Below are 23,876 nucleotides of genomic sequence, written 5' to 3' on the forward strand. Positions count from 1 at the left end.
GCGGCCGAGTAAACAAGACATCCGGACGCGGGAGAGGGCTCTCGCGACCGGATGCACCAATTCTTCGGCCGGTGGGCCGACCACTCAGCGGGCATTCGGCCCGCGCTAGATGCAAGGGGTTTTCGAGGACCCCGCAAAGGAGAACGGCATGAACCAAGAGGTCATGAATCTCTTCAATCCGCAGGCGCCTGCGCAGGTGTTCGATTCCATCCGGATTTCGCTTGCCAGCCCTGAGAAGATTCTGTCCTGGTCGTTCGGCGAGATAAAGAAGCCGGAGACCATCAACTACCGCACCTTCAAGCCGGAGCGTGACGGTCTGTTCTGCGCGCGCATTTTTGGCCCGATCAAGGACTATGAATGCCTGTGCGGAAAGTACAAGCGCATGAAGTACAAGGGCGTGATCTGCGAGAAGTGCGGCGTCGAAGTCACGCTGTCGCGCGTCCGCCGCGAGCGCATGGGCCATATCGAGCTGGCGGCCCCCGTCGCCCACATCTGGTTCCTGAAGTCGCTGCCCTCGCGCATCGGCACGCTGCTCGACATGACGCTGAAGGACATTGAGCGGGTCCTCTACTTCGAGAACTACATCGTCACCGAGCCTGGCCTCACCGCGCTGAAGGAGCACCAGCTGCTCAGCGAGGAAGAGTACATGATCGCCGTCGACGAATATGGCGAGGATAGTTTCACCGCCATGATCGGCGCCGAGGCCATTCATGACCTTCTGGCCGGCATGGACCTGGAGAAGATTGCCGGCGACCTGCGTTCGGAACTGGCATCGACCACGTCCGAGCTGAAGCAGAAGAAGTATCTGAAGCGGCTCAAGGTCGTCGAGAACTTCATGGAATCCGGCAACCGTCCGGAATGGATGATCATGAAGGTGGTTCCGGTGATCCCGCCGGACCTGCGCCCGCTCGTCCCGCTGGACGGCGGTCGTTTCGCGACGTCCGACCTGAACGATCTCTACCGCCGCGTCATCAACCGCAACAACCGCCTGAAGCGGCTGATCGAGCTGCGGGCGCCGGGCATTATCGTGCGCAATGAAAAGCGCATGCTGCAGGAAGCCGTCGATGCGCTGTTCGACAACGGCCGTCGCGGCCGCGTCATCACCGGCGCCAACAAGCGTCCGCTGAAGTCGCTGTCCGACATGCTCAAGGGCAAGCAGGGCCGGTTCCGTCAGAACCTGCTCGGCAAGCGCGTCGACTATTCTGGCCGCTCGGTCATCGTCACCGGTCCGGAGCTCAAGCTGCACCAGTGCGGCCTGCCGAAGAAGATGGCGCTCGAACTGTTCAAGCCCTTCATCTACGCCCGTCTCGACGCCAAGGGTTACTCCTCGACCGTCAAGCAGGCCAAGAAGCTGGTCGAGAAGGAGCGTCCGGAAGTCTGGGATATCCTCGATGAGGTCATCCGCGAGCATCCGGTTCTCCTCAATCGCGCGCCGACGCTGCACCGCCTCGGCATCCAGGCGTTCGAGCCGATCCTGATCGAAGGCAAGGCGATCCAGCTTCACCCGCTGGTCTGCACGGCCTTCAACGCCGACTTCGACGGCGACCAGATGGCCGTTCACGTGCCGCTGTCGCTGGAAGCGCAGCTCGAAGCCCGCGTGCTGATGATGTCGACCAACAACATCCTGCACCCGGCCTCCGGCGCGCCGATCATCGTCCCGTCGCAGGACATGGTTCTGGGTCTCTACTACCTCTCGATCGTCAACCAGAACGAGCCGGGCGAGGGCATGGTGTTTGCCGACATGGGCGAACTCCAGCACGCGCTCGAGACGAAGGCGGTGACCCTGCACGCCAAGATCAAGGGCCGCTTCCGCACGGTCGACGCCGAAGGCAAGGTCCTGTCGAAGATCCATGACACCACGCCTGGCCGCATGATCATCGGCGAGCTTCTGCCGAAGAACGTCAACGTGCCTTACGAGACCGCCAACCAGGAGATGACCAAGAAGAACATCTCCAAGATGATCGACACCGTCTACCGCCATTGCGGTCAGAAGGAGACGGTCATTTTCTGCGACCGCATCATGGCGCTCGGCTTTGCCCATGCCTGCCGTGCCGGCATTTCGTTCGGCAAGGACGACATGCTGATCCCGGACACCAAGATCAAGCTCGTGTCGGACACCGAGGCTTTGGCCAAGGAGTACGAGCAGCAGTACAATGACGGCCTGATCACGCAGGGCGAGAAGTACAACAAGGTTGTCGACGCCTGGGCCAAGTGCTCGGAAAAGGTCGCCGACGAAATGATGGCCCGCATCAAGGCGGTCGAGTTCGAGGACAATGGCCGTCAGAAGCCGATGAACTCGATCTACATGATGTCGCACTCCGGTGCGCGCGGCTCGCCCACTCAGATGCGCCAGCTCGCCGGCATGCGCGGCCTGATGGCCAAGCCGTCGGGTGAAATCATCGAGACGCCGATCATCTCGAACTTCAAGGAAGGCCTGACCGTGCTCGAGTACTTCAACTCGACCCACGGTGCCCGCAAGGGTCTGGCCGATACCGCCTTGAAGACGGCGAACTCGGGTTACCTCACCCGTCGTCTGGTCGACGTGGCGCAGGACTGCATCGTCAACTCCGTGGATTGCGGCACCGACAAGGGCCTCACCATGCAGCCGATCGTCGATGCCGGTCAGGTCGTCGCTTCGGTCGGCCAGCGCGTGCTGGGCCGTACATCGCTCGACGACATCACCCATCCGGTGTCGGGCGAGGTTCTGGTCAAGGCCGGAACGCTGATGGACGAGCGTGACGTGGAGCAGATCGAAAAGGCCGGCGTGCAGTCGGTCCGCATCCGCTCGGCCCTGACCTGCGAAGTCAGGATCGGTGTCTGCGCGGTCTGCTACGGACGCGATCTGGCCCGCGGCACCCCGGTCAACCAGGGCGAAGCCGTCGGCGTCATCGCGGCGCAGTCGATCGGCGAGCCGGGCACGCAGCTCACCATGCGTACCTTCCACATGGGCGGTACGGCGCAGGTGGTGGATAGCTCGTTCCTTGAAGCCTCCTATGAGGGCAAGGTCGAGATCCGCAACCGCAACGTGGTGCGCAACTCGGACGGCCAGCAGATGGTCATGGGCCGCAACATGGCGGTGCTGATCCTCGACGAAGCCGGCAAGGAGCGCGCCACGCACCGTGTCACCTATGGTTCGCGCATCTTCGTGGACGATGGCGACAAGGTGAAGCGCGGTCAGCGTATCGCCGAGTGGGATCCCTATACCCGTCCTGTCCTCACTGAAATCGAGGGCAAGGTGTCGTATGAGGATCTGGTCGACGGCATTTCCGTTCAGGAAACGGCCGACGAGTCGACCGGCATCACCAAGCGTGAGGTCATCGACTGGCGTTCGACGCCGCGCGGCAACGACCTCAAGCCGGCGATTGCCATCCTGGACACCAAGGGCAAGGTCGGCAAGCTGTCGAAGGGTGGCGACGCCCGCTTCCTGCTTTCGGTCGAGGCCATTCTCTCGGTCGAGCCGGGTGCTCAGGTTCGCCCCGGCGACGTGCTGGCGCGTATCCCGATGGAAAGCGCCAAGACCAAGGACATCACCGGCGGTCTGCCCCGTGTTGCCGAACTGTTCGAGGCACGTCGTCCGAAGGATCACGCCATCATCGCCGAGATCGATGGCACGATCCGCTTCGGCCGCGACTACAAGAACAAGCGCCGCATCATCATCGAGCCGCACGACTCGACGCTCGAGCCGGTCGAGTACCTGATCCCGAAGGGCAAGCCGTTCCATCTCCAGGACGGCGACGTCATCGAGAAGGGCGACTACATCCTCGACGGCAACCCGGCGCCGCACGACATCCTGGCGATCAAGGGCGTGGAGGCACTTGCTTCCTACCTCGTCAACGAGATCCAGGAAGTCTACCGCCTGCAGGGCGTGTCGATCAACGACAAGCACATCGAGGTGATCGTTCGCCAGATGCTGCAGAAGGTCGAGATCACGGTGCAGGGCGACTCGACCTATATCCCGGGCGACCACGTCGACGTGATCGAACTGGAAGAGGTCAACGAGCGCCTGGTCGAGGACGGCAAGAAGCCGGCCGAAGGCCAGCCGGTGCTCTTGGGCATCACCAAGGCATCGCTGCAGACGCCGTCCTTCATCTCGGCCGCCTCCTTCCAGGAGACGACCAGGGTGCTGACGGAAGCCGCGGTTGCCGGCAAGACCGACATGCTGCAGGGCTTGAAGGAAAACGTCATCGTCGGCCGGCTCATCCCGGCCGGCACCGGCGGCACGATGAGCCAGATCCGGCGCATCGCCACCTCGCGCGACGAACTGATCATCGACGAGCGCCGCAAGGCCTCCGGTGTGGAAGTCGCCGAGCCGATGCTGGCGGACATGACAACCGCCGCGCAGTAAGCGCGGCGGCAGAAATCTCAGGCAACAGAAGCCGTCGGGGCAACCCGGCGGCTTTTTCATTTTTGCGGTCGGAGGATAGCGGATGAACACGAAGACCTGGACGGCAGTCGATAACTACATCGTATCTTCTCTCTTCGAGGCGGATCCCGTTCTCGAGGCGGTTCTGGCGGCCAACCGCGACCAGGGCCTGCCGGCAATCGATGTCTCGGCGGCGCAAGGAAAGCTGCTCTCGCTGCTGGTGCGCATCAGCAGCGCGAAAAAGGTGCTCGAGATCGGCACGCTGGGTGGCTATTCGACCATCTGGATGGCGCGGGGATTGCCTGCCGACGGCAAGGTCGTGACACTCGAACTCGATCCGCACCATGCCAAGGTCGCGCGTTCGAATTTCGAACACGCAGGGGTTGCGGGCCTTGTGGAACTGCGTGTCGGTTCGGCGCTCCAGTCGCTCGCACAACTGGACGGAGAGAATGCCGGCCCATTCGATCTCATCTTCATCGACGCGGACAAGCCGAACAACCCGAACTATCTGGCCTGGGCCCTGCGGCTGTCGCGGTCAGGAACGGTCATCGTCTGTGACAACGTCATCCGCGACGGCGCCGTGCTGGATGAGGATGGTCGCGATGCCAATGTCGAGGGCGCCCGCGCTGCGTTCTCCTTCATCGGTGGCGACAAACGGCTGGACGGCACCGCCATCCAGACCGTCGGCTCCAAGGGCTATGACGGGTTTGCCATTGCCATTGTCGACTGAGGCAAGGCGCGGCCGATCGTCAGTCGAAAAACGCCTCGACCACGTTGCGCTTGCCGAGCATGAAGGCGTCGGCAACGTGCTGGAGCGGCGCAAGGTCCACATCCGACCTCCCGGCGTGCACGATTTCGGCAAAGCGCCGGTAGAGCATCGGATATTCCGCTTCCGGCTCCTCGTGTACAACCCGCCCGTCGACTGCGAGTTTCGAGCCGCCACCCGAGAGCACCATCTGTCCGGCATCCGTATCGGCCAGGATGTCCCAGCTCTGCGGTCCGGTCTGCAACCAGTCGAGCTCCATCGTCACATCCGATCCGTTCGCGGCCCGGAACGCGACCTGGGCCGCGATCGGTGCGTCGCGGTTCGCCGGAAAGTCGAGCACGGCCGAAGTGATGTACATGGCCGGCAGGATGTAGGTTGCAATCGACAGCGCGTTGATGCCGGGATCGAATACGCCGAAGCCGCCAGGCTGCCAGATCCAGTCCTGGTTCGGGTGCCAGCGGCGAACATCTTCCTTCCAAACGATCGCCGCCGATTTGATTTTGGTCGAAGCGAGGAACGTTCGCGCCGCTTCGACCGCCGGCGCGTAGCGCGAATGCCAGCTAGCGAACAGTGAGACGCCTTGTTTCGCCGCCAGCGCCTTCAGGTCCTCGACCTCGCTGACCGTGGCACCGGGCGGCTTTTCCAGGAAAACGTGCTTCCCAGCCTCGAGTGCCTTGCGCGCGGCGTCATAGCGGAACTGCGGCGGCATGCACAGCGACACTGCATCGAGTTCGGGAACCGCGCCAAGCATCGTCTCGATGTCGGGGAAATTCACAATGCCGTCGACCTTGCCGTGCCGGCTGGCCGCCGCGATCAGCTGGTAATCCCGATCCTTGGCCAAGGCGGGAAGGTGTTGGTCGCGGACGATCTTGCCGACCCCGACAATGCCGATTCTTATGGGCGAGATGGATGAGGACATGAGGCTCCGCCGGGTTTGGACGACTGCGCGTCTCTTAGCAGATCGGCCATGACGGGCAAGCGTCGGCCGTGCCGGCTATCCGAACGAATCGCGTCATACCAAGCAGGGCAAGGAAGGACACCGCGCCCATGACACGCCCATGATCAGTTCGGCGCGTCGAAGGTGACGATCGACACTTCGCCTTCGAGCGCGCCCTGGTAGGCCGACAGATGCGGCTCGTCGTCGGGCACCCCGTCCATATCGCCGATCTGGTCCAGTTCGGCCTCGGCGTAACCTTCCGCCGCCAGCGATTCGAGTGCGCGTCGCACCGCCGAATCGTCGTCAGGAGCGACCAGCATCACATGCACGCCTTCCACCTTGCCGCCTTTGCGCTTCCACACCCGGCCGGTGATGATGGTGACCGGGCGTTCTTCATTATCGTTCACGGCTGATTCCTCCTGGCAAGCGCGGCGAGGGGATGTTGAGTGCTCAGGCCGCCTTTTCGCATAGAGCAAGGGCGCGCAAAAGCGAAAAGCCGGTCACTTTCTTCCTCCGCATTGCAAAATGGCGAAAGAAAATTACATGCGGTTTTCGCATGGCTGCCAAGTCCCGGCTTCGGTGCGATATTTGCCACTGCGGGCTTGACGGTTCGCGGGCTTACGAGTAGAAGCCGCCCAGTCAGAACCGATGTGAGGCTCTCCCTTCCGAAGCGACACGCTTTGGAGTTTGCCTCAAACAGGGTTCATTTTACGAGCGAAAAGACATTTCCGGCGTGCACGAAGCGGTTTCCGCTTCCTCTGCGATTTGTTCGGGCAAGACCGCGAGGCGCGGTTTGTGGCCCGAATTTGCGTATGGAAATGACGCTTTGAGCGAGCCTTGACCGGCACGAGACACGGAATTGAGAGACAAGAGGGTTTAATGCCTACCGTCAACCAGCTGATCCGCAAGCCGCGCATTGCGCCGGTGAAGCGCAACAAGGTCCCGGCCATGCAGCAGAACCCGCAGAAGCGGGGCGTCTGCACGCGCGTCTATACAACGACGCCGAAGAAGCCGAACTCGGCGCTGCGCAAGGTGGCCAAGATCCGCCTGACCAATGGTTTTGAAGTGATCGGCTACATCCCCGGCGAAGGTCACAACCTTCAGGAGCACTCCGTGGTCATGATCCGCGGCGGCCGCGTCAAGGATCTTCCGGGCGTGCGCTACCACATCATTCGCGGCGTGCTCGACACGCAGGGCGTGAAGAACCGCAAGCAGCGCCGTTCGAAGTACGGCGCCAAGCGTCCGAAGTAAGGCGTCCGAAGTAAGATTTTTCGGCCTTGGTGCTGCTTGAATGCGCCGGGCTACGAGATTGAGAGACAAAAGCCATGTCGCGTCGTCACAGTGCAGAAAAGCGTGAGATCAACCCGGATCCCAAGTTCGGCGATCTGATCGTCACCAAGTTCATGAATGCCGTCATGTATGACGGCAAGAAGTCGGTCGCCGAGACCATCGTCTACGGCGCGCTGGACCAGGTCCAGTCGAAGACCAAGCAGGAGCCGGTCACCGTCTTCCACCAGGCGCTCGACAATGTCGCGCCGCATGTGGAAGTGCGTTCGCGTCGCGTCGGCGGCGCCACCTACCAGGTTCCGGTCGACGTGCGCCCCGAGCGCCGCCAGGCGCTGGCAATCCGTTGGCTGATCGCCGCGGCCCGCAACCGCAACGAGACCACCATGGTCGACCGCCTCTCCGGCGAGCTGATGGACGCGGCCAACAACCGCGGCACCGCCGTGAAGAAGCGTGAAGACACCCACAAGATGGCAGAAGCCAACCGCGCTTTCGCGCACTACCGCTGGTAAAGCGCGAACGAGACTGAGAGGCAGCTACGATGGCCCGCGAATACAAAATCGAAGACTACCGCAATTTCGGTATCATGGCGCATATCGACGCCGGCAAGACGACGACCACCGAGCGCGTCCTCTATTACACGGGCAAGTCGCACAAGATCGGCGAAGTGCACGACGGTGCTGCCACCATGGATTGGATGGAGCAGGAGCAGGAGCGCGGCATCACCATCACGTCCGCCGCCACCACGACCTTCTGGAAGGCTCGTGACGGCAAGATGCACCGCTTCAACATCATCGACACCCCCGGACACGTCGACTTCACCATCGAAGTCGAGCGTTCGCTGCGCGTGCTCGACGGCGCCATTGCGCTGCTCGATGCCAATGCCGGTGTCGAGCCGCAGACGGAAACCGTCTGGCGCCAGGCGGACAAGTACCGCGTTCCGCGCATGATCTTCTGCAACAAGATGGACAAGATCGGCGCCGACTTCTACCGCTCGGTGGAAATGATCGGTTCGCGCCTCGGCGCGCATGCCGTCGTCATGCAGCTGCCGATCGGCGCCGAGACCGAATTCAAGGGCGTCGTCGACCTGGTCGAGATGAACGCACTGGTCTGGCGCGACGAGACGCTGGGCGCTGCCTGGGACGTCGTCGAGATCCCGGCCGACCTTCAGGCTCGTGCCGAAGAATATCGCGAGAAGATGATCGAAGCCGCCGTCGAAATGGACGAGACGGCGCTTGAGAATTACCTCGAAGGCAAGATGCCGTCGAATGACGAGATCCGCGCGCTGATCCGTAAGGGCACCATCGCGGTGAAGTTCTACCCGATGTTCTGCGGCTCGGCCTTCAAGAACAAGGGCGTGCAGCCGCTGCTCGACGCCGTCGTCGAATACCTGCCGTCGCCGGCCGATGTTCCGGCCATCAAGGGTGTCGATGCCAAGACCGATGCCGAGATCGAGCGTCACGCCGACGACAGCGAGCCGCTTTCGATGCTCGCCTTCAAGATCATGAACGACCCGTTCGTCGGTTCGTTGACCTTTGCCCGCATCTACTCGGGCAAGCTCACCAAGGGCATCTCGGTCGACAACACCGTGAAGGGCAAGAAGGAGCGCATCGGCCGCATGCTTCAGATGCATGCGAACTCGCGCGCCGACGTCGAAGAGGCTTTTGCCGGCGACATCGTCGCCCTGGCCGGCCTCAAGGACACCACCACCGGCGATACGCTGAGCGATCCGCTGCACCCGGTCATCCTCGAGCGCATGGAATTCCCCGATCCGGTCATTCAGATCGCCATCGAGCCGAAGACCAAGAACGACCAGGAAAAGATGGGCCTCGCCCTTCATCGCCTGGCCGCCGAGGATCCCTCCTTCCGCGTCAAGACCGACGAGGAATCTGGCCAGACCATCATTTCCGGCATGGGCGAGCTGCATCTCGACATCATCGTCGACCGCATGCGCCGCGAGTTCAAGGTCGAAGCCAACGTCGGTGCGCCGCAGGTGGCTTACCGTGAAACGATCACCCGCAAGCACGAGCAGGACTACACGCACAAGAAGCAGACCGGCGGTACCGGTCAGTTCGCCCGCGTCAAGATCCTGTTCGAGCCGAACCCGGAAAGCCCCGAGTTCGAGTTCGACACCAAGATCGTCGGCGGTGCGGTGCCGAAGGAATACATCCCGGGTGTCGAAAAGGGCATCAACAGCGTCATGTCGTCGGGTCCGTTCGCCGGCTTCCCAATGATCGGTGTCAAGGCGACGCTCATCGACGGCGCATACCACGACGTCGACTCCTCGGTGCTCGCCTTCGAAATCGCCGGCCGTGCCTGCTTCCGTGAGGCCGCGCCCAAGCTCGGCGTGCAACTGCTCGAGCCGATCATGAAGGTCGAGGTCGTCACGCCGGAAGATTACGTCGGCAGCGTCATCGGTGACCTGAACGGCCGCCGCGGCCAGATCCAGGGCCAGGAAGCACGTGGCGTCGCGGTGGTTATCAACGCGATGGTGCCGCTCGCCAACATGTTCAAGTATGTCGACAACCTGCGCTCGATGAGCCAGGGCCGCGCGGCCTACACGATGCAGTTCGATCACTACGAGCCTGTGCCGACCGCGGTCGCCCAGGAAGTCCAGAAGAAATACGCGTAACCCCGACGGGTTGCAGCAGTAACTTAAATCAAGGCCCGCACGGGCGAGCAGGATTGGAGACATCACATGGCAAAAGGTAAATTCGAGCGCACCAAGCCTCATGTGAACATCGGCACGATTGGTCATGTCGACCATGGCAAGACGTCGCTGACGGCGGCGATCACCAAGTATTTTGGCGAATACAAGCGCTATGACCAGATTGATGCGGCGCCTGAAGAGAAGGCGCGCGGCATCACGATCTCGACGGCTCACGTCGAATACGAGACCGCCAACCGCCACTATGCCCACGTCGATTGCCCCGGCCACGCCGACTATGTGAAGAACATGATCACCGGTGCCGCGCAGATGGACGGCGCGATCCTGGTCGTGTCGGCCGCCGACGGCCCGATGCCGCAGACCCGCGAGCATATCCTGCTGGCCCGTCAGGTCGGCGTGCCGTCGATCGTGGTGTTCCTGAACAAGGTCGACCAGGTCGACGACGCCGAGCTGCTCGAACTGGTCGAGCTCGAGGTTCGCGAATTGCTGTCGAAGAACGAATTCCCCGGCGACGACATTCCGATCGTCAAGGGTTCGGCGCTTGCCGCTCTGGAAGATTCGGACAAGAAGATCGGCGAGGACGCGATCCGCGAACTGATGGCTGCGGTCGACGCTTACATCCCGACGCCGGTTCGTCCGCTGGACAAGCCGTTCCTGATGCCGATCGAGGACGTGTTCTCGATTTCGGGCCGCGGCACGGTCGTCACCGGCCGCGTCGAGCGCGGCGTGGTCAAGGTCGGCGAGGAACTGGAGATCATCGGCATCCGTCCGACGACCAAGACGACCTGCACGGGCGTGGAAATGTTCCGCAAACTGCTCGACCAGGGTCAGGCTGGCGACAACATCGGCGCGCTGCTGCGCGGCGTTGATCGTGAAGGTGTCGAGCGCGGCCAGGTTTTGGCCAAGCCGGGCACGGTGAAGCCGCACAAGAAGTTCGTGGCCGAAGCCTACATCCTGACCAAGGACGAAGGCGGCCGTCACACGCCATTCTTCACCAACTACCGTCCGCAGTTCTACTTCCGCACGACCGACGTGACCGGCATCGTGTCGCTGCCGGAAGGCACCGAGATGGTGATGCCCGGCGACAACATCACGGTCGATGTCGAGCTGATCGTGCCGATCGCCATGGAAGAGAAGCTGCGCTTCGCCATCCGTGAAGGCGGCCGCACCGTCGGTGCCGGCATCGTCGTCACCATCAAAGAGTAATTTGGACTTAAACCGATCTGTCGCGGGCGCCGGAGTTGCCCGCGCCGCGCCAGAACAAGGAAGTGACGCATGAACGGACAGAATATCCGCATCCGCCTGAAGGCGTTTGATCACCGCGTGCTCGACGCCTCGACGAAGGAAATCGTGTCGACGGCCAAGCGCACCGGGGCAAACGTCCGCGGCCCCATTCCGCTGCCGACGCGGATCGAAAAGTTCACGGTCAACCGGTCGCCCCACGTCGACAAGAAGAGCCGCGAACAGTTCGAGATGCGCACGCACAAGCGTCTGCTCGACATCGTCGATCCGACCCCGCAGACGGTCGATGCTTTGATGAAGCTCGATCTGGCCGCCGGCGTCGACGTCGAGATCAAGCTCTAAGGGAATGAGAGCGCGGTAAGGGGCGGTGCCCCTGGCCCGGAACTCTAAAGGAATTGAACCGATGCGTTCAGGTGTGATTGCAAAGAAGGTGGGAATGACCCGCATCTATAATGATGCCGGGGAACATGTTCCCGTCACCGTTCTCCAGATGGAGAACTGCCAGGTCGTGGCACAGCGCACGCAGGAGAAGAATGGCTACACCGCCGTTCAGCTCGGCGTTGGCCTCGCCAAGGTGAAGAACACGTCGAAGGCGATGCGCGGCCATTTCGCGACCGCCTCCGTCGAGCCGAAGGCGAAGGTCGCTGAGTTCCGCGTCTCCGCCGACAACATGATCGACGTCGGCGCCGAGATCACCGTCGACCATTTTGTCGCCGGCCAGAAGGTCGATGTGACGGGCACGACGATCGGCAAGGGTTTCCAGGGCGTCATCAAGCGCCACCACATGGGTGGTGGCCGCGCGACCCACGGTAACTCGGTCTCGCACCGTACACACGGTTCGACCGGTCAGCGCCAGGACCCGGGCAAGGTGTTCAAGGGCAAGCATATGGCTGGTCACATGGGCGACGTCAGGGTCACCACGCAGAATGTCGAGGTCGTTTCGACGGATGCCGACCGCGGCCTGATCCTGATCCGCGGCGCGGTTCCCGGATCGAAGGGCGCCTGGATCCTGGTCCGCGACGCGGCCAAGGTGGCTCTGCCGGCCAATGCGCCGAAGCCCGCCGCGATCCGCGCCGTTGAGGCAGCTGCTAAGAACGAGGCTCCGGCCACAGAGGGAGCGGAATAATGGATCTCAAGATCACAACGCTCGGCGGCAAAGACGCCGGCAAGGTGGAACTTTCCGACGGAATTTTCGGCCTTGATCCGCGCGAGGACATTCTGCAGCGCGTCGTGCGCTGGCAGCTTGCCAAGAAGCAGCAGGGCACGCACAAGGCCAAGGGCCGCGCCGAAATCGCGCGCACCGGTGCCAAGATGTACAAGCAGAAGGGTACGGGCCGCGCCCGTCACCACTCGGCACGCGCTCCGCAGTTCCGCGGCGGCGGCAAGGCCCACGGCCCGGTCGTTCGCAGCCATGAGCATGAACTCCCCAAGAAGGTTCGTGCGCTTGGCCTCAAGCATGCGCTTTCGGCCAAGGCCAAGAGCGCGTCGATCATCATCATCGACGAGCTGAAGCTGACCGAGGCCAAGACCAAGGCGCTGATAGCGAATTTCGCGACACTGGGCCTGACCAACGCCCTGGTGATTGGTGGCGCCGAGCTTGACAAGAACTTCAAGCTGGCAGCCACCAACATCCCCAACATCGACGTGCTGCCCATCCAGGGCATCAACGTCTACGACATTCTGCGCCGCGGCACGCTGGTCCTTTCGAAGGCCGCCGTCGAGGCTCTCGAGGAGCGCTTTAAATGACCGACCTTCGTCACTACGACGTGATCGTCTCGCCGGCGATCACTGAAAAGTCGACCATGGCCTCCGAGCAGAACCAGGTCGTCTTCAACGTCGCCAAGAAGGCGTCGAAGCCCGAAATCAAGGCCGCCGTCGAAGCGCTGTTCGGCGTCAAGGTGATGGCCGTGAACACGCTTGTCCGCAAGGGCAAGATCAAGCGCTTCCGCGGCACGATCGGCCGCCAGAGCGACGTCAAGAAGGCGATCGTGACGCTGGCCGACGGCCAGTCGATCGACGTCGCGACGGGTCTCTGAGCAAGGCCGCGAGGACAACAACAATGGCACTGAAAAAATTCAACCCGGTAACGCCGAGCACCCGCCAGCTGGTCATCGTCGACCGCTCGGGCCTCTATAAGGGCAAGCCCGTCAAGGGCCTGACCGAGGGTCTGACCAAGTCGGGCGGCCGCAACAACCACGGCCGTATCACCGCCCGCTTCATCGGTGGTGGCCACAAGCGTTCGTACCGCATCATCGACTTCAAGCGTCGCAAGTTCGACGTTGTCGGCACGGTCGAGCGCATTGAATACGATCCGAACCGCACCGCCTTCATCGCACTGATCAAGTATGATGATGGTGAGCTGTCCTACATCATCGCTCCGCAGCGTCTGGCTCCTGGCGACAAGATCGTGGCTGGCGAAGCGGTCGACGTGAAGCCGGGCAATGCGATGCCGCTGGCCTCGATGCCGGTCGGCACCATCGTCCACAACATCGAGCTGAAGCCGGGCAAGGGCGCCCAGGTCGCCCGGTCGGCAGGTGGTTACGGCCAGTTGGTCGGCCGTGACCAGGGTATGGCGATCCTGCGCCTCAACTCGGGCGAGCAGCGTGTCGTTCACGGCTCCTGCATGGCCACCGTCGGTGCCGTGTCCAATCCGGACCACGGCAACATCAACGACGGCAAGGCCGGCCGCACGGTTTGGCGTGGCAAGCGCCCGCACAATCGCGGCGTGACCATGAACCCGGTGGACCACCCGCATGGTGGTGGTGAAGGCCGCACCTCCGGTGGCCGTCATCCGGTCAGCCCGTGGGGCAAGCCGACCAAGGGCAAGAAGACGCGGTCCAACAAGGCGACCGACAAGTTCATCCTGCGCTCGCGCCATCAGCGCAAGAGCTAAGAAGAGGTAACGCCAAGTGACTCGTTCTATTTGGAAAGGCCCCTTCATCGACGGCTACCTTCTCAAGAAGGTGGACAAGGTTCGTGAAGGCGGTCGCAATGAGGTGATCAAGATGTGGAGCCGTCGCTCCACCATCCTGCCGCAGTTCGTCGGCCTCACCTTCGGTGTCTACAACGGCCAGAAGCATGTTCCCGTTTCGGTGAACGAGGACATGGTCGGTCACAAGTTCGGTGAATTCGCTCCGACCCGGACCTATTACGGTCACGGCGCGGATAAGAAGGCGAAGAGGAAATAATCATGGGCAAGGCCAAAGCTCCGCGCAGGCTTGCTGACAACGAAGCGCGCGCCGTGTTGCGCACGATCCGTATCAGCCCGCAGAAGCTGAACCTGGTTGCCGCGCTGATCCGCGGCAAGAAGGTCGCGACAGCGCTTTCCGATCTCGAATTCTCGGCCAAGCGGATTTCCGGCACGGTCAAGAAGACGCTGGAATCGGCAATCGCCAACGCGGAAAACAACCACGACCTTGATGTCGATGCGCTGGTAGTGGCGGAAGCCTATGTCGGCAAGTCGATCGTCATGAAGCGGTTCCACGCTCGTGGCCGTGGTCGCGCCAGCCGTATCGAGAAGCCGTTCTCGCACCTCACGATCGTCGTTCGTGAAGTCGAAGAAAAAGGGGAGGCCGCATAATGGGCCAGAAAGTCAATCCGATCGGTCTTCGCCTCGGCATCAACCGCACCTGGGATTCGCGCTGGTTCGCGAACACCGGCGAGTACGGCAAGCTGCTGCATGAGGACATCAAGATCCGCAAGTATCTTGAGAAGGAACTCAAGCAGGCCGCGATCTCGAAGGTCGTGATCGAGCGTCCGCACAAGAAGTGCCGCGTCACCATCCATGCCGCGCGTCCGGGTCTGATCATAGGCAAGAAGGGCGCCGACATCGAGAAGCTTCGCAAGAAGCTGATGGAGATGACGAAGTCCGAGACGCACCTCAACATCGTTGAAGTGCGCAAGCCGGAGATCGACGCGACCCTGGTCGCCCAGTCGATCGCCCAGCAGCTCGAGCGCCGTATCGCGTTCCGCCGCGCCATGAAGCGTGCCGTTCAGTCGGCCATGCGCCTCGGTGCCGAAGGCATCCGCATCAACTGCGCCGGCCGTCTTGGCGGCGCCGAGATCGCGCGCATGGAATGGTACCGTGAAGGTCGCGTGCCGCTGCACACGCTGCGCGCCGATGTCGACTACGGCACGGCCGAGGCGAACACGGCGTATGGCATCTGCGGCGTCAAGGTCTGGGTATTCAAGGGCGAGATCCTCGAGCACGATCCGATGGCTTCGGAACGTCGCGCGACCGAGGGTGATGCCGCGCATGGCGGTGGTGGTGATCGCGAACGCGGTCGTCGTCGCGAAAACGCCTGAGACATTTAGGAATTTGGAGTTAGAACGATGCTGCAGCCAAAGCGCACAAAGTTCCGCAAGCAGTTCAAGGGCCGTATCCATGGTACCGCAAAGGGCGGCACCAACCTGGATTTCGGTGGTTTCGGGCTGAAGGCGCTTGAGCCGAACCGCGTCACCGCGCGTGAGATCGAGGCGGCCCGCCGCGCGATCACTCGCGAAATGAAGCGTGCCGGCCGCGTCTGGATCCGCATTTTCCCGGACGTGCCGGTCACGTCGAAGCCGACCGAAGTCCGCATGGGCAAGGGCAAGGGCGCGGTCGATTACTGGGCGGCGCGCGTCAAGCCGGGCCGCATCATGTTCGAGATCGACGGCGTCAATGAAGAAACCGCCCGTGAGGCGCTGCGTCTCGGCGCGGCCAAGCTCTCGGTCAGGACGCGCTTCGTACAGCGCATCGCAGAATAAGGACGGGCTGATCATGAAAGCCGAAGACATCCGGACCAAGACCCAGGACCAACTGACCGACGACTTGGCCAGCCTGAAGAAGGAGCAGTTCAACCTGCGCTTCCAGAAGGCCACCGGCCAGCTCGAGAAGACCGCGCGCGTGAGGCAGGTCCGCAAGGACATTGCGCGTATCAAGACCATCGCTGCGGAAAAGTCCGCGGCCAAGAAGGCTTAAGGACGAAAACCATGCCAAAGCGCATTCTGCAGGGCACCGTCGTCAGCGACAAGAACGAGAAGACGGTTGTCGTCAAGGTCGAACGGCGCTTCACGCATCCCGTGATGAAGAAGACCGTGCGCATGACCAAGAAGTACAAGGCGCACGACGAGAACAACGCCCACAAGGTTGGCGATCAGGTGTTCATCCAGGAATCGAAGCCGATTTCCAAGGACAAGCGCTGGATCGTCGTATCCTCGGATCAGGCGTAAACAAACGAATTTTGGACAGACCGGGGAGGGGCTTCGAGCCCATCCCGTTAGAAAAGAAGAAGGCGGCCAGTCATGATTCAGATGCAAACAAACCTCGACGTGGCGGATAATTCCGGCGCGCGTCGTGTCATGTGCATCAAGGTGCTGGGCGGCTCGAAGCGGAAATACGCTTCCGTGGGCGACATCATCGTGGTGTCGATCAAGGAAGCCATTCCGCGGGGCCGCGTTAAGAAGGGCGATGTGATGAAGGCGGTCGTGGTTCGCACGGCCAAGGACATCCGCCGCCCGGACGGCAGCGTGATCCGTTTCGACAAGAACGCGGCCGTTCTCGTCGACAACAAAAAAGAGCCGATCGGCACGCGTATCTTCGGACCGGTTCCGCGCGAACTTCGCGCCAAAAACCACATGAAGATCATCTCGCTCGCGCCTGAAGTGCTGTAAGGAGCCGGACCAATGCAAAAGATTAGAAAAGGCGACAAGGTCGTCGTGCTGGCCGGCAAGGACAAGGGCCGTTCGGGCGAAGTCCTCTCGGTTCAGCCGAAGGATGACACCGCGCTGGTGCGCGGCGTCAACATGATCCGTCGTCACCAGAAGCAGTCCCAGTCCCAAGAGGGCGGGATCATCACCAAGGAAGCGCCGATCCAGCTGTCGAACATCGCGCTGGCCGACCCGAAGGATGGCAAGCCGACCCGCGTCGGTTTCATCTTCCAGAAGGACGGCAAGAAGGTGCGCGTCGCCAAGCGCTCGGGAGAAGTCATCAATGGCTAAGGCTCAAACCAAGCAGGCGACTGCCAACAACACGCCGCGCCTCAAGCAGGTCTACAACGAGACCATCCGCAAGGCGCTGCAGGAGCAGTTCGGCTACGACAACGAGATGCAGGTTCCGCGCCTCGACAAGATCGTGCTGAACATGGGTGTGGGCGAAGCGACCGCCGATTCGAAGAAACCTTCGGTCGCGGCCGAGGACCTGGCGATGATTGCCGGCCAGAAGGCCGTCGTCACCCGCGCCCGCAATTCGATCGCGGGCTTCAAGGTTCGCGAGAAGATGCCAATCGGTGCCAAGGTCACGCTGCGCAAGGAACGCATGTACGAGTTCCTCGACCGCCTCGTGAACATCGCGCTGCCGCGCGTCCGCGACTTCCGCGGACTGAACCCCAAGAGCTTCGATGGCCGTGGCAACTACGCCATGGGCATCAAGGAGCACATCGTGTTCCCGGAGATCAATTACGACAAGGTTGATCAGATCTGGGGCATGGACGTCATCGTTTGTACGACTGCGAAGACGGACGACGAAGCCAGGGCTTTGCTCAAGGCCTTCAACTTCCCCTTCCGCCAGTAACGGCAGCGAGAAAAGGAAAAATCTGAAATGGCAAAGACCAGCTCAGTCGAGAAGAACAACAGGCGCCGCAAGCTTGCAGACCAGTACGGTCCCAAGCGCGCTGCGCTCAAAGCGATCATCATGGATCAATCCAAGCCGATGGAAGAGCGCTTCCGCGCTCAGCTCAAGCTTGCCGCCATGCCGCGCAACTCGGCCAAAATTCGCATCCGCAACCGCTGCGAAGTCACCGGCCGCCCGCGCGCCTACTATCGCAAGCTCAAAGTATCGCGCATCGCGCTTCGGGATCTCGGCAATAACGGCCAGATCCCGGGCCTGGTCAAGTCGAGCTGGTAAGGAGGACATAATATGTCATTGAGCGATCCTCTCGGCGATATGCTGACCCGCATCCGCAACGCCTATGGCCGCAAGAAGTCGAGTGTCTCGACGCCGGCCTCGCGTCTGCGCACCCGCGTCCTCGACGTGCTAAAGGCTGAAGGGTATATCCGCGACTACAGCCAGACCGACTTCGATAACGGCAAGTCCGAGATCGAAATCGAGCTGAAGTATTTCGACGGTGCCCCGGTGGTGCGCGAAATCGCCCGCGTATCGAAGCCCGGCCGCCGCGTTTACGTCTCGGCCAAGTCGATCCCGCACGTGGCCAACGGCCTCGGCATTGCCATCCTTTCGACACCGAAGGGCGTGATGGCCGACCATGAAGCACGCGAACAGAACGTCGGCGGCGAGATCCTCTGCCAGATCTTCTGATCCGGCAGCTTACCGCACGTGGAATTCGGTCTTCGGATCGTTCCCGAAGACAGAGACCTGAAACAAGAGAAGTGACGAGGACAACCTGATGTCTCGTATTGGAAAGAAACCCGTTTCGCTGCCGCAGGGCGTGACCGCGACCGTCAATGGCCAGACCGTGACGGCGAAGGGCCCCAAGGGCGAGCTGAAGTTCGTGGTGAACGACGAAGTCCTGGTCAAGATGGAAGGCAGCGAAATCGCTGTCCAGCCGCGCGACCAGACCAAGACCGCCCGCTCCAAGTGGGGCATGTCGCGCACGCAGATCGTCAACATCCTGCAGGGCGTGAAGGACGGTTTCGAGAAGAAGCTCGAGATCACCGGCGTCGGCTATCGCGCCGCCTTGCAGGGCAAGAACCTGCAACTAGCCCTTGGCTTCAGCCATGATGTCGTCTACGAGACGCCGGCCGGCATCACGATCACCGTGCCGAAGCCGACTGAAATCACCGTGGCCGGCATCGACAAGCAGCAGGTCGGCCAGGTCGCGGCGGAGATCCGCGAATACCGCGGTCCCGAGCCCTACAAGGGCAAGGGCGTCCGCTACGCTGGCGAGAAGATCGTCCGCAAGGAAGGCAAGAAGAAGTAATCGGCTTGGCCCTGAAAAGTTGCAGACTTTTCGGACAGGGACCAAGCCACGGAAGTTAACGCCGCGGGGAGCGGTCGCGGGAGGCGCTTCGCCTACCGCATATGGCGGCCCCCGTTTTTTGAAGGCAAGGAACTATCATGGCTATCAAGGAATCCATCCAGCGCCGAGCGCAGCGCGTGCGCCGTCAGATCAAGAAAGTCGCCGGCGAGCGTCCGCGTCTGTCGGTTCATCGCACGTCGAAGAACATCTACGTCCAGGTCATCGACGACGCCAAGGGCCACACCATCGCCGCCGCGTCGACGCTCGAGAAGGACCTCAAGGGTTCGCTCAAGACCGGCGCTGACACTGCTGCCGCCGCTGCGATCGGCAAGCTGATTGCCGAGCGCGCCACCAAGGCCGGCGTCAAGGAAGTCGTCTTCGATCGCGGCGCCTACATCTATCACGGCCGCGTCAAGGCACTGGCTGAAGCGGCCCGCGAAGGCGGTCTCAGCTTCTAAGCATGACCTCCGAAAGTTACAGACTTTTCGGATAAGATCATGCAAAGGAAGAAATAACTTTCACCGTCGGCGACCCAAAGCGGCGCCGGCAATCAGCAACCCGTGCTTCCGGAAAAGAACAAGGAACAGGATATGGCACAGGAACGTAGGGATGGCGGCCGCGGCCGCGATCGTGAAGAACGCGATGACGGGATGGTGGACAAGCTTGTCCACATCAACCGCGTCGCCAAGGTCGTCAAGGGCGGCCGTCGCTTTGGTTTTGCCGCACTCGTCGTCGTCGGCGACCAGAAGGGCCGCGTTGGCTTTGGTCACGGCAAGGCGCGCGAAGTGCCGGAAGCTATCCGCAAGGCAACTGAATCCGCAAAGCGCGACATGATCTTCGTGCCGTTGCGCTCGGGCCGGACGCTGCACCACGACGTCGAGGGACGTTGGGGCGCTGGCCGCGTTCTGCTGCGCGCTGCCAAGCAGGGTACCGGCATCATCGCCGGCGGCCCGATGCGCGCCGTCTTCGAGACGCTGGGCATGCACGATGTGGTTGCCAAGTCGATGGGTTCGTCGAACCCGTACAACATGGTTCGCGCCACCTTCGACGCGCTGAAGAGCCAGATGCATCCCAAGGATGTGGCTGCCGCGCGTGGCATCAAGTATTCGACCCTTCAGGCCCGCCGCGGCACCGCCGTTGCGGCTGAAGAATAGTCGATCTGACCAGGGATTTTGACCATGGCCAAGAAAGCAACCAAGACCATCACCGTTGAGCAGATCGGTTCGCCGATCCGCCGCCCGAAAGAACAGCGCGCAACGCTGGTCGGCCTCGGCCTCAACAAGATGCACAAGCAGCGCACACTGGAAGATACGCCTTCCGTGCGCGGCATGATCGCTGCCGTCCAGCATCTCGTCCGCGTCGTGGACGAGGGCTGAGCAAGAGCGCAGGAGAACCCAGATGAAACTCAATGATCTCCGTGACAAGGACGGCGCGACGCACTCCAAGAAGCGTCTCGGCCGCGGCATCGGCTCCGGCTCCGGCAAGACCGCCGGTCGCGGCGTCAAGGGCCAGAAGGCGCGCTCCGGCGTCGCCGTCAACGGCTTCGAGGGTGGCCAGATGCCTCTCTACAGGCGCCTGCCGAAGCGTGGCTTCAACAACATCTTCGCCAAGAGCTTCACCGTTGTCTCGCTGGCCCGTATCCAGGAAGCCGTCGATGCCAAGAAGCTTGACGTCAAGGCGACCGTGACGGCCGAGGCGCTTGTCGCCGCCGGTGTCATCCGTCGCGTCAAGGATGGCGTGCGCGTGCTGTCCGATGGCGAACTCAAGGCCAAACTCGCCTTCGACGTCGCCGGCGCCTCCAAGGCCGCGATCGAGAAGATCGAAAAGGCCGGCGGTTCGGTCAAGCTGCCGGAAAAGGCAGCCGCCGAGTAACGGCAATTTGAAGAGCGGGCGGCAAGAGTGGTATCCGTTTTTGCTTCCGATCGCGCTTTGACCTGCTCAATTTAGCGGCCGCGTCGACGCGGCCGCTTGCATGTTTACAGCCCGGAGCTTATCTCGTGAGCTTCGGTGAAACGCACCGCCTGACCTCACGGGCCATCAAGCGTTACCAAGCGGAGAATCAGGCATGGCTTCGGCTGCTGAACAACTAGCCTCGAATCTGAATTTCTCGGCCTTCGCCAAGGCGGAGGACCTTAAGAAACGCATCTGGTTCACCATCGGCGCGTTGCTCGTATATCGCCTCGGCACCTACATCCCGCTTCCCGGCATCAATCCCGACGCTTTCGCCCAGGCCTTCTCCTCGCAGAGCAAGGGCGTGCTCGGCATGTTCAACATGTTCGCCGGCGGTGCCGTGCAGCGCATGGCGATCTTTGCACTCGGCATCATGCCCTACATCTCCGCTTCCATCATCATGCAGCTGATGACCTCGGTCATTCCCTCGCTGGAAGCGCTGAAGAAGGAAGGCGAGCAGGGCCGCAAGGTCATCAACCAGTACACGCGCTACGGCACCGTGCTCCTGGCGCTGGTGCAGGCCTATGGCATTTCGGTGGGACTGGAGAACGGCAACGGCATCGTCAGCGATCCCGGCATGTTCTTCCGCATCTCCACCGTCGTCACGCTGGTCGGCGGCACCATGTTCCTGATGTGGCTGGGCGAGCAGATCACCGCGCGCGGCATCGGCAACGGCATTTCGCTGATTATCTTCTCCGGCATCGTCGCCGGCTTGCCGCATGCCATTTCCGGCACACTGGAGCTCGGCCGTACCGGCGCCCTGTCGACCGGTCTGATCCTGGCGATCATCGTGCTGGCCATCGTCGTCATCGCGCTTATCGTGTTCTTCGAGCGCGCCCAGCGCCGCCTGCTGATCCAGTATCCGAAGCGCCAGGTCGGCAATCGCATGTTCCAGGGCGACACCTCGCATCTGCCGCTTAAGCTCAACACCTCGGGCGTTATCCCGCCGATCTTCGCGTCGTCGCTGCTTCTGCTGCCGGCCACCGTCGCCGGCTTCTCGCAGACGACCAACATGCCGGCCTGGGCCAGCACCATCCTGGCCTCGCTTGGCCACGGCCAGCCGCTCTACATGGCATTCTATGCGGCCATGATCGTGTTCTTCGCCTTCTTCTACACAGCGATCGTGTTCAACCCGAAGGACACCGCCGACCAGCTCAAGAAGCATTCGGGCTTCATCCCGGGCTACCGTCCGGGCGAGCGCACCGCCGATTACATCGACTACGTTCTCACCCGCATCACTGTCGTCGGCGCCATCTATCTGGTGCTGGTGTGCCTGTTGCCGGAGTTCCTGATCTCGGCGACTGGCGTACCATTCTACCTCGGTGGCACATCGCTTCTGATCGTGGTCAGTGTCACGCTCGATACGGTTGCGCAGATTCAGGGTCACCTGATCGCGCACCAGTATGAAGGCCTGATCAAGAAGTCGAAGCTGCGCGGGGGGAAGAAAGCCAGATGAGGTTGATTTTGCTTGGGCCGCCAGGAGCGGGCAAGGGGACACAAGCACAAAGACTGGTAGGAAAACACGGCATACCGCAGCTCTCGACGGGTGATATGCTGCGTGCCGCCGTTCAGGCCGGTACCGAGGTCGGCAAGCGTGCCAAGGCGGTGATGGATGCCGGCGAGCTGGTGTCCGACGCCATCGTCAACGCCATCGTCGCCGAGCGTATCGATCAGGCTGACTGCGCCAAGGGTTTTATCCTCGACGGCTATCCGCGCACGCTGGTGCAGGCCGATGCGGTTGAATCGATGCTTTCAGAGCGTGGCATTGGTCTCGACACCGTCATTGAACTGGTTGTCGACGACAAGGCCCTGGTTGGTCGAATCGTCAAGCGCGCCGATGATGCAAAGGCCGCCGGCCAGCCGGTTCGCAAGGACGACAATCCCGCCGTGTTCGAGGAGCGCCTGCGGGAGTACTACAAGAAGACCGCTCCGCTGACCGGCTACTATTACGCCAAAGGCAAGCTCAAGACTGTCGACGGTATGGCCAGTATCGACGCGGTAACCGCCGAGATTGAAGCCGTGCTCGCCGCGGCCGAGAAGGCGCGGTAAGGGAATCTAAAGATTAAGCTTGACGGACATGGCTTGCTGCGGTATGGCGGCCCGTCTTCCTATCAGATGCGCGCTTTGCCTGTCCGCAAGGGCAGGGCAGTCGCTTTGAACTGGAAACTCCCGCAAGGGCCGGCCTCCACCGGACGCGGGGCAATCTGAATAATGCCGGCTTGTCCGGCCCACATGGAGAAGAGAAGAACATGGCTCGTATAGCCGGCGTCAACATTCCGACCAACAAGCGCGTCGTCATCGCGCTTCAGTACATTCACGGCATTGGCAAGAAGTTCGCCCAGGAGATCGTCGACAAGGTCGGCATCCCGGCCGAGCGTCGCGTCAACCAGCTGACCGATGCGGAAGTGCTGCAGATCCGCGAGACCATCGACCGCGACTATCAGGTCGAAGGCGACCTGCGTCGCGAAGTGTCGATGAACATCAAGCGGCTCATGGACCTTGGCTGCTACCGCGGCCTGCGTCACCGCCGCTCGCTGCCGGTTCGCGGCCAGCGCACGCACACCAACGCACGTACCCGCAAGGGCCCGGCCAAGTCGATCGCCGGCAAGAAGAAGTAAGAGACTGAGTAGCTGGTGGCGGGTAGTGAATTGCGGCGTTGACGCCTGCACTGTCACTACTCACTAATTCACTACTCACTTTTCCAGGTGGAG

The 23,876-nt window shown here is 62.0% G+C and carries 32 protein-coding genes; 30 read left to right on the forward strand and 2 right to left on the reverse strand.

Annotated elements, in window-relative coordinates:
* Nucleotides 1–148: 148 nt before the first annotated feature.
* Together rpoC and ACVWWD_RS20315 are read left to right on the forward strand one after the other, a co-directional pair.
* Nucleotides 149–4,345 (forward strand): DNA-directed RNA polymerase subunit beta', encoded by a 4,197-nt coding sequence (gene rpoC, locus ACVWWD_RS20310; protein WP_457103293.1) that lies wholly within the window; start codon nt 149–151, stop codon nt 4,343–4,345.
* A gap of 82 nt (nt 4,346–4,427) precedes the next feature.
* The gene (locus ACVWWD_RS20315; RefSeq protein WP_352553800.1) at nt 4,428–5,093 is read left to right on the forward strand and encodes an O-methyltransferase; all 666 of its coding nucleotides are present in this window, start codon (nt 4,428–4,430) and stop codon (nt 5,091–5,093) included.
* A gap of 19 nt (nt 5,094–5,112) precedes the next feature.
* On the opposite strand, the gene ACVWWD_RS20320 is transcribed toward ACVWWD_RS20315, so the two are convergent.
* Both ACVWWD_RS20320 and ACVWWD_RS20325 read right to left on the reverse strand, forming a co-directional pair.
* Nucleotides 5,113–6,036: a Gfo/Idh/MocA family protein gene (locus ACVWWD_RS20320; RefSeq protein ID WP_352553808.1), complete on the reverse strand. Its 924-nt coding sequence runs from the start codon at nt 6,034–6,036 to the stop codon at nt 5,113–5,115.
* A gap of 155 nt (nt 6,037–6,191) precedes the next feature.
* Nucleotides 6,192–6,473 (reverse strand): transcriptional regulator, encoded by a 282-nt coding sequence (locus ACVWWD_RS20325; RefSeq protein WP_352553802.1) that lies wholly within the window; start codon nt 6,471–6,473, stop codon nt 6,192–6,194.
* A 472-nt stretch (nt 6,474–6,945) separates the two neighbouring features.
* Here ACVWWD_RS20325 and rpsL point away from each other — a divergent pair, with 472 nt between their 5' ends.
* The 28 genes from rpsL to rpsM all read left to right on the forward strand — a co-directional run bounded on the left by rpsL (nt 6,946) and on the right by rpsM (nt 23,783).
* A complete protein-coding gene (rpsL, locus tag ACVWWD_RS20330) occupies nt 6,946–7,317 on the forward strand; it encodes a 30S ribosomal protein S12 (protein ID WP_006333356.1) in 372 nt (123 codons plus the stop codon).
* 74 nt (nt 7,318–7,391) lie between these two features.
* Nucleotides 7,392–7,862 (forward strand): 30S ribosomal protein S7, encoded by a 471-nt coding sequence (gene rpsG / locus ACVWWD_RS20335; RefSeq protein WP_008875664.1) that lies wholly within the window; start codon nt 7,392–7,394, stop codon nt 7,860–7,862.
* A 29-nt stretch (nt 7,863–7,891) separates the two neighbouring features.
* A complete protein-coding gene (gene fusA, locus ACVWWD_RS20340) occupies nt 7,892–9,982 on the forward strand; it encodes an elongation factor G (RefSeq protein WP_023775351.1) in 2,091 nt (696 codons plus the stop codon).
* 66 nt (nt 9,983–10,048) lie between these two features.
* Entirely contained in the window at nt 10,049–11,224 is a 1,176-nt protein-coding gene (gene tuf / locus ACVWWD_RS20345; RefSeq protein WP_015317986.1) for an elongation factor Tu, read from the forward strand.
* 69 nt (nt 11,225–11,293) lie between these two features.
* On the forward strand, nt 11,294–11,602 hold the full coding sequence (rpsJ, locus tag ACVWWD_RS20350) for a 30S ribosomal protein S10 (RefSeq protein WP_010909272.1): 309 nt from the start codon (nt 11,294–11,296) through the stop codon (nt 11,600–11,602).
* Nucleotides 11,603–11,663: 61 nt separating this feature from the next.
* Complete coding sequence (gene rplC / locus ACVWWD_RS20355; protein WP_023773629.1) at nt 11,664–12,386, forward strand: 50S ribosomal protein L3; 723 nt, start codon at nt 11,664–11,666, stop codon at nt 12,384–12,386.
* Complete coding sequence (rplD, locus tag ACVWWD_RS20360) at nt 12,386–13,006, forward strand: 50S ribosomal protein L4 (RefSeq protein WP_015317984.1); 621 nt, start codon at nt 12,386–12,388, stop codon at nt 13,004–13,006. Before rplC ends, rplD begins: the two co-directional genes overlap by 1 nt.
* Nucleotides 13,003–13,296 (forward strand): 50S ribosomal protein L23, encoded by a 294-nt coding sequence (locus ACVWWD_RS20365; RefSeq protein WP_010909275.1) that lies wholly within the window; start codon nt 13,003–13,005, stop codon nt 13,294–13,296. The genes rplD and ACVWWD_RS20365 overlap by 4 nt, the downstream gene beginning before the upstream one ends.
* 23 nt (nt 13,297–13,319) lie before the next feature.
* The gene (gene rplB / locus ACVWWD_RS20370) at nt 13,320–14,153 is read left to right on the forward strand and encodes a 50S ribosomal protein L2 (RefSeq protein WP_015317983.1); all 834 of its coding nucleotides are present in this window, start codon (nt 13,320–13,322) and stop codon (nt 14,151–14,153) included.
* A gap of 16 nt (nt 14,154–14,169) precedes the next feature.
* Complete coding sequence (gene rpsS / locus ACVWWD_RS20375; protein WP_015317982.1) at nt 14,170–14,448, forward strand: 30S ribosomal protein S19; 279 nt, start codon at nt 14,170–14,172, stop codon at nt 14,446–14,448.
* Between the two features lie 2 nt (nt 14,449–14,450).
* Nucleotides 14,451–14,840: a 50S ribosomal protein L22 gene (rplV, locus tag ACVWWD_RS20380; protein WP_010909277.1), complete on the forward strand. Its 390-nt coding sequence runs from the start codon at nt 14,451–14,453 to the stop codon at nt 14,838–14,840.
* Complete coding sequence (gene rpsC, locus ACVWWD_RS20385) at nt 14,840–15,565, forward strand: 30S ribosomal protein S3 (protein ID WP_013895697.1); 726 nt, start codon at nt 14,840–14,842, stop codon at nt 15,563–15,565. Before rplV ends, rpsC begins: the two co-directional genes overlap by 1 nt.
* Before the next feature lie 27 nt (nt 15,566–15,592).
* A complete protein-coding gene (gene rplP, locus ACVWWD_RS20390) occupies nt 15,593–16,006 on the forward strand; it encodes a 50S ribosomal protein L16 (protein WP_006205460.1) in 414 nt (137 codons plus the stop codon).
* A gap of 13 nt (nt 16,007–16,019) precedes the next feature.
* Nucleotides 16,020–16,220, forward strand: coding sequence for a 50S ribosomal protein L29 (gene rpmC, locus ACVWWD_RS20395; RefSeq protein WP_006205459.1), 201 nt, complete (start codon nt 16,020–16,022; stop codon nt 16,218–16,220).
* Nucleotides 16,221–16,231: 11 nt separating this feature from the next.
* Nucleotides 16,232–16,471 (forward strand): 30S ribosomal protein S17, encoded by a 240-nt coding sequence (gene rpsQ, locus ACVWWD_RS20400; protein ID WP_010909280.1) that lies wholly within the window; start codon nt 16,232–16,234, stop codon nt 16,469–16,471.
* Between the two features lie 72 nt (nt 16,472–16,543).
* Nucleotides 16,544–16,912 (forward strand): 50S ribosomal protein L14, encoded by a 369-nt coding sequence (gene rplN / locus ACVWWD_RS20405; protein WP_006205457.1) that lies wholly within the window; start codon nt 16,544–16,546, stop codon nt 16,910–16,912.
* A 12-nt stretch (nt 16,913–16,924) separates the two neighbouring features.
* Nucleotides 16,925–17,239 (forward strand): 50S ribosomal protein L24, encoded by a 315-nt coding sequence (gene rplX / locus ACVWWD_RS20410; RefSeq protein WP_006205456.1) that lies wholly within the window; start codon nt 16,925–16,927, stop codon nt 17,237–17,239.
* Nucleotides 17,232–17,810, forward strand: coding sequence for a 50S ribosomal protein L5 (gene rplE / locus ACVWWD_RS20415; RefSeq protein ID WP_023773630.1), 579 nt, complete (start codon nt 17,232–17,234; stop codon nt 17,808–17,810). Before rplX ends, rplE begins: the two co-directional genes overlap by 8 nt.
* 27 nt (nt 17,811–17,837) lie before the next feature.
* Nucleotides 17,838–18,143, forward strand: a complete 306-nt coding sequence (gene rpsN, locus ACVWWD_RS20420) for a 30S ribosomal protein S14 (protein ID WP_013895695.1) — start codon at nt 17,838–17,840, stop codon at nt 18,141–18,143.
* Nucleotides 18,144–18,155: 12 nt separating this feature from the next.
* Complete coding sequence (rpsH, locus tag ACVWWD_RS20425; RefSeq protein ID WP_006205453.1) at nt 18,156–18,554, forward strand: 30S ribosomal protein S8; 399 nt, start codon at nt 18,156–18,158, stop codon at nt 18,552–18,554.
* Nucleotides 18,555–18,642: 88 nt separating this feature from the next.
* A complete protein-coding gene (gene rplF / locus ACVWWD_RS20430; protein WP_013895694.1) occupies nt 18,643–19,176 on the forward strand; it encodes a 50S ribosomal protein L6 in 534 nt (177 codons plus the stop codon).
* A 137-nt stretch (nt 19,177–19,313) separates the two neighbouring features.
* Nucleotides 19,314–19,673, forward strand: a complete 360-nt coding sequence (gene rplR, locus ACVWWD_RS20435; RefSeq protein WP_015317978.1) for a 50S ribosomal protein L18 — start codon at nt 19,314–19,316, stop codon at nt 19,671–19,673.
* Nucleotides 19,674–19,805: 132 nt separating this feature from the next.
* Nucleotides 19,806–20,369 (forward strand): 30S ribosomal protein S5, encoded by a 564-nt coding sequence (gene rpsE, locus ACVWWD_RS20440; RefSeq protein ID WP_006333394.1) that lies wholly within the window; start codon nt 19,806–19,808, stop codon nt 20,367–20,369.
* Between the two features lie 24 nt (nt 20,370–20,393).
* Nucleotides 20,394–20,591: a 50S ribosomal protein L30 gene (gene rpmD / locus ACVWWD_RS20445; RefSeq protein ID WP_006205449.1), complete on the forward strand. Its 198-nt coding sequence runs from the start codon at nt 20,394–20,396 to the stop codon at nt 20,589–20,591.
* Between the two features lie 22 nt (nt 20,592–20,613).
* Entirely contained in the window at nt 20,614–21,087 is a 474-nt protein-coding gene (rplO, locus tag ACVWWD_RS20450; protein ID WP_015317977.1) for a 50S ribosomal protein L15, read from the forward strand.
* A 193-nt stretch (nt 21,088–21,280) separates the two neighbouring features.
* Nucleotides 21,281–22,621 carry a preprotein translocase subunit SecY gene (gene secY, locus ACVWWD_RS20455; protein WP_015317976.1) on the forward strand — a complete coding sequence of 447 codons (1,341 nt, stop codon included), beginning with the start codon at nt 21,281–21,283 and terminating at the stop codon, nt 22,619–22,621.
* Nucleotides 22,618–23,214 carry an adenylate kinase gene (locus tag ACVWWD_RS20460; RefSeq protein WP_023773631.1) on the forward strand — a complete coding sequence of 199 codons (597 nt, stop codon included), beginning with the start codon at nt 22,618–22,620 and terminating at the stop codon, nt 23,212–23,214. Before secY ends, ACVWWD_RS20460 begins: the two co-directional genes overlap by 4 nt.
* A gap of 200 nt (nt 23,215–23,414) precedes the next feature.
* On the forward strand, nt 23,415–23,783 hold the full coding sequence (gene rpsM, locus ACVWWD_RS20465) for a 30S ribosomal protein S13 (protein ID WP_006205445.1): 369 nt from the start codon (nt 23,415–23,417) through the stop codon (nt 23,781–23,783).
* The last annotated feature ends 93 nt before the right edge of the window (nt 23,784–23,876 follow it).

This window comes from Mesorhizobium sp. URHB0026 (genome assembly GCF_054059755.1).

Bases quoted from the DNA above. Each gene is read 5' to 3' on its own strand.
- tuf (WP_015317986.1), top strand. From the start codon at position 10,049: ATGGCAAAAGGTAAATTCGAGCGCACCAAGCCTCATGTGAACATCGGC.
- ACVWWD_RS20365 (WP_010909275.1), top strand. From the start codon at position 13,003: ATGACCGACCTTCGTCACTACGACGTGATCGTCTCGCCGGCGATCACT.
- rplV (WP_010909277.1), top strand. From the start codon at position 14,451: ATGGGCAAGGCCAAAGCTCCGCGCAGGCTTGCTGACAACGAAGCGCGC.
- rplN (WP_006205457.1), top strand. From the start codon at position 16,544: ATGATTCAGATGCAAACAAACCTCGACGTGGCGGATAATTCCGGCGCG.
- ACVWWD_RS20315 (WP_352553800.1), top strand. From the start codon at position 4,428: ATGAACACGAAGACCTGGACGGCAGTCGATAACTACATCGTATCTTCT.
- rplE (WP_023773630.1), top strand. From the start codon at position 17,232: ATGGCTAAGGCTCAAACCAAGCAGGCGACTGCCAACAACACGCCGCGC.
- ACVWWD_RS20460 (WP_023773631.1), top strand. From the start codon at position 22,618: ATGAGGTTGATTTTGCTTGGGCCGCCAGGAGCGGGCAAGGGGACACAA.
- rpsC (WP_013895697.1), top strand. From the start codon at position 14,840: ATGGGCCAGAAAGTCAATCCGATCGGTCTTCGCCTCGGCATCAACCGC.
- rpsM (WP_006205445.1), top strand. From the start codon at position 23,415: ATGGCTCGTATAGCCGGCGTCAACATTCCGACCAACAAGCGCGTCGTC.
- secY (WP_015317976.1), top strand. From the start codon at position 21,281: ATGGCTTCGGCTGCTGAACAACTAGCCTCGAATCTGAATTTCTCGGCC.
- rplX (WP_006205456.1), top strand. From the start codon at position 16,925: ATGCAAAAGATTAGAAAAGGCGACAAGGTCGTCGTGCTGGCCGGCAAG.
- rpsJ (WP_010909272.1), top strand. From the start codon at position 11,294: ATGAACGGACAGAATATCCGCATCCGCCTGAAGGCGTTTGATCACCGC.
- rplC (WP_023773629.1), top strand. From the start codon at position 11,664: ATGCGTTCAGGTGTGATTGCAAAGAAGGTGGGAATGACCCGCATCTAT.
- rpsL (WP_006333356.1), top strand. From the start codon at position 6,946: ATGCCTACCGTCAACCAGCTGATCCGCAAGCCGCGCATTGCGCCGGTG.
- rplD (WP_015317984.1), top strand. From the start codon at position 12,386: ATGGATCTCAAGATCACAACGCTCGGCGGCAAAGACGCCGGCAAGGTG.
- rpmD (WP_006205449.1), top strand. From the start codon at position 20,394: ATGGCCAAGAAAGCAACCAAGACCATCACCGTTGAGCAGATCGGTTCG.
- rpoC (WP_457103293.1), top strand. From the start codon at position 149: ATGAACCAAGAGGTCATGAATCTCTTCAATCCGCAGGCGCCTGCGCAG.
- rplB (WP_015317983.1), top strand. From the start codon at position 13,320: ATGGCACTGAAAAAATTCAACCCGGTAACGCCGAGCACCCGCCAGCTG.
- rplR (WP_015317978.1), top strand. From the start codon at position 19,314: ATGGCTATCAAGGAATCCATCCAGCGCCGAGCGCAGCGCGTGCGCCGT.
- fusA (WP_023775351.1), top strand. From the start codon at position 7,892: ATGGCCCGCGAATACAAAATCGAAGACTACCGCAATTTCGGTATCATG.
- rpsN (WP_013895695.1), top strand. From the start codon at position 17,838: ATGGCAAAGACCAGCTCAGTCGAGAAGAACAACAGGCGCCGCAAGCTT.
- rpsG (WP_008875664.1), top strand. From the start codon at position 7,392: ATGTCGCGTCGTCACAGTGCAGAAAAGCGTGAGATCAACCCGGATCCC.
- rpsH (WP_006205453.1), top strand. From the start codon at position 18,156: ATGTCATTGAGCGATCCTCTCGGCGATATGCTGACCCGCATCCGCAAC.
- rpmC (WP_006205459.1), top strand. From the start codon at position 16,020: ATGAAAGCCGAAGACATCCGGACCAAGACCCAGGACCAACTGACCGAC.
- rpsE (WP_006333394.1), top strand. From the start codon at position 19,806: ATGGCACAGGAACGTAGGGATGGCGGCCGCGGCCGCGATCGTGAAGAA.
- rplP (WP_006205460.1), top strand. From the start codon at position 15,593: ATGCTGCAGCCAAAGCGCACAAAGTTCCGCAAGCAGTTCAAGGGCCGT.
- rpsQ (WP_010909280.1), top strand. From the start codon at position 16,232: ATGCCAAAGCGCATTCTGCAGGGCACCGTCGTCAGCGACAAGAACGAG.
- rplO (WP_015317977.1), top strand. From the start codon at position 20,614: ATGAAACTCAATGATCTCCGTGACAAGGACGGCGCGACGCACTCCAAG.
- rplF (WP_013895694.1), top strand. From the start codon at position 18,643: ATGTCTCGTATTGGAAAGAAACCCGTTTCGCTGCCGCAGGGCGTGACC.